The sequence below is a fragment of the Aeromonas sp. PrichA-15 genome, from assembly GCF_017939245.1.
Classification (GTDB): domain Bacteria; phylum Pseudomonadota; class Gammaproteobacteria; order Enterobacterales; family Aeromonadaceae; genus Aeromonas; species Aeromonas caviae.
In genome coordinates this window covers 1-2,583 of record NZ_JAGKRH010000246.1, presented here as the reverse complement: position 1 = coordinate 2,583, position 2,583 = coordinate 1, and the positions used below count along the sequence as shown (strand labels likewise).

3 protein-coding genes are annotated in these 2,583 nt (G+C 55.2%); all 3 read right to left on the bottom strand.

Annotated features, from left to right (window positions below; translation table 11 throughout):
- Positions 1-285: 285 nt before the first annotated feature.
- From tppD to pilV, 3 genes are read right to left on the bottom strand one after another with little or no spacing between them, the layout of a single operon-like run.
- On the bottom strand, positions 286-729 hold the full coding sequence (gene tppD, locus J9889_RS20455) for a type IVa pilus pseudopilin TppD (RefSeq protein WP_041210960.1): 444 nt from the start codon (positions 727-729) through the stop codon (positions 286-288).
- Complete coding sequence (locus J9889_RS20450; RefSeq protein ID WP_210557908.1) at positions 726-1,727, bottom strand: PilW family protein; 1,002 nt, start codon at positions 1,725-1,727, stop codon at positions 726-728. Before J9889_RS20450 ends, tppD begins: the two co-directional genes overlap by 4 nt.
- Positions 1,724-2,287, bottom strand: a complete 564-nt coding sequence (gene pilV / locus J9889_RS20445; protein WP_039039992.1) for a type IV pilus modification protein PilV — start codon at positions 2,285-2,287, stop codon at positions 1,724-1,726. The genes J9889_RS20450 and pilV overlap by 4 nt, the downstream gene beginning before the upstream one ends.
- Between the last annotated feature and the right edge of the window lie 296 nt (positions 2,288-2,583).

Genomic DNA, 2,583 nt, shown 5'->3' with positions numbered 1-2,583 from the left:
AAACTGGGGATAACGCCTTAAATGGCGAAGAAACGGTCTAAATAGGCTGATTCAAGGCATTTACGGGAGAAAAAATCGGCTCAAACATGAAGAAATGAAATGACTGAGTCAGCCGAGAAGAATTTCCCCGCTTATTCGCACCTTCCTTAGGTCTGAAATCACCAGCCTTATTAAAGTCGTATATAAAAAGCTCGGTGTCATCGGCTCGTGTTGACGTCATGCCAAAAACAAGACTGCACCAGCATAAAATTGAACCGAATCGTTGTAACCACATATCCTTCGCTCCTATTTTGTGAGCAGTGGCTGTTCCACACCCGCAGTCCAGGTCAGCGGGCGAGAATATTTTCCATAATTGACACCGGCCTGTAGCTCGACATATTTGCATACAGGAATCACATTGCTGCTGCTGGCATCCACCTTGCGTTTGCAGACAGTTTCCGTGCGATTGGTGAGGGCCACACTGGCTGAATTATTGCTGCTATTGACACTGATGGCAGCACTCGCCCCCAGCGCAGACCCCATGCCTGCAATCACCGTCGATATGTTATTGCTCTGTACCGCCGCTTCGATGATGCCTTCCAGTCTGTGTTCTGCCTGCCTGAAATTGGCCGCAGAGCCTGCCATCTTGAGATCCTGCCCGGAGGACTGCATCACCACCACGGCGATCAGCGTCAGAGGTACCAGGATGATCAGCGCGACGATCAGGGCTACGCCATGCTGTGATTTCATGAACCACCTCCAGTCATGACCACCGGGTTGCGTAGCGACACGCTGCTCTCCAGCAGCAAGCGACGAAACCCATCCCCATTGCCTGATACGCTGGTACTACCTACCTGATAGATGTTGTTGTTCACATAGCTGCTGGATGCTTGCGACGATCGCACCAGAATAAAAACACGGGCAGCAACGACACGCCCTTCGCTCCATTCCTGCTCGGTCACGTTTGTAGACGCGACATAGCGATCAATGACCCCATCGGCAACAGGAGTGTCGTCAACACCAAACAGCACCGTCATGCGCTCAATCCCTTCCGCCATGGGGCCTCCGATCAGAACCGAGCCCCCATTGGCAGTCAGGTAACGCTTTCTCAGTTCCGGGTTGCCTGCGGCATTGGGAGCGAGATAATAGATAAAGTGCTGATATTCCCAGAGCTGACGAGCCGGCATATCTGTCATCGTGGGCACTGTTTCTCCCCCTTTGAACATCAGCGCCGCTTGCGTCGTAGTAGCAAGATAGAAGCGGTTGCCAGTAGCTGCGGCATCGGCCAGGGGCTGCCCAATCAATCGCTTGATGCTGATGACATCCGTATTGGGAATACGTGACGTCACGGGAATACAGGCAAAAGCCCCCCCGTTAATCGCCCTGTTGTTATCCACCCGCGCGACCCAGACCCCCCGATTTGTTCCCACGCTGGGCGGCAAGCTGCCACGCCCCAAATTGTCCAGACAATCGTTCGCCGAAAGCACCGTAGACCCGATGCTGAGAGTCACGCCTTGCCCCGTTGCCATGGGGGAACCGGTGTAGTCCCCCCAGAAGCCCGCCCATTTCAGGTCCTGGGTCACCAGGCGCATCGCGATACGACCGTTCTCCTGCAACTCGCTCTGATCGAAAGCATCTTCCGTTGTGGCACGGGAAGCCACGAAGATGCTCAAGCCGCCACCGACCAGAAATACGCCGATCAACATGGCAATCAGCCATTCAATCAGGGTGAAGCCACGGGCATTCATAGTGTGGTCGTCAGTACGAACTGACGCCTCTGTCTGTCTGCCGCATTGCCCAACCCACAACTGTTGCGCACCGCGGCCACTGCAACGGCACCATCGGACAAAGACTCCCGCCCCTGCCAGAAGATCCCTATGGTCAAACTGTTGTTGGCGCCACGAATCACGCAGCCGACCGGAGATTGCAGAGGTGACGCGGCACCGGATACTGCGGTTCCCAGCAGGGACTGCTGCCAGTAGAAGAGGTCCAGTGCCTGCCGCTCAGTCCTGCTGCAATCCGACATGGTGCCATTGTTGTTGGCACAGCTCGGCATATCCAGGATCGCGTTGCCGGATACCACTGTCGTTCCCTGACCAGCCCAGCTGTCTTTGTTGATCCTGGCGCGTTCGACCAGATCATTGGCCAGCCAGTTGGCGATGGTGCGCTGACGCGCTTCGTAGCTGGAAAACTTGGCGGTGACCTGCATGGCAACCAATCCCAGCAAGCCGAAGGAGAGCACCACGGCCGCAATCATCACCTCCAGCAGGCTGAATCCCCTCGTGTGTCGATGGTGCAGTGGTTTCATCGCCTAGTCCCAGCAAGCATTGTTGACGGTATCCCCGAGCCGGGTGGCACTCCGGGTGCCATCCTGGTCGATGGAGAAAATGATGCAGTCGCTGTCTGACCCCTGCGCACCAGAGGCTGTGGCAAACAGGATGTATGTATTGACCCCGGCTGATACCAATCAGATTAAAGATGTGATCTAATTGCTCTATTCTGGTTTCACTGTACTCAGTATGTCCGATCCAATCGATTTCTTGGCCCTCGCCAAGGCAGAAACCAACGCCAGGAAACGCATGCGATTCCTGGCGTTAGCACACT

Coding starts and splice junctions, on each gene's coding strand:
- tppD (WP_041210960.1), bottom strand. CDS start 729: ATGAAATCACAGCATGGCGTAGCCCTGATCGTCGCGCTGATCATCCTG.
- J9889_RS20450 (WP_210557908.1), bottom strand. CDS start 1,727: ATGAATGCCCGTGGCTTCACCCTGATTGAATGGCTGATTGCCATGTTG.
- pilV (WP_039039992.1), bottom strand. CDS start 2,287: ATGAAACCACTGCACCATCGACACACGAGGGGATTCAGCCTGCTGGAG.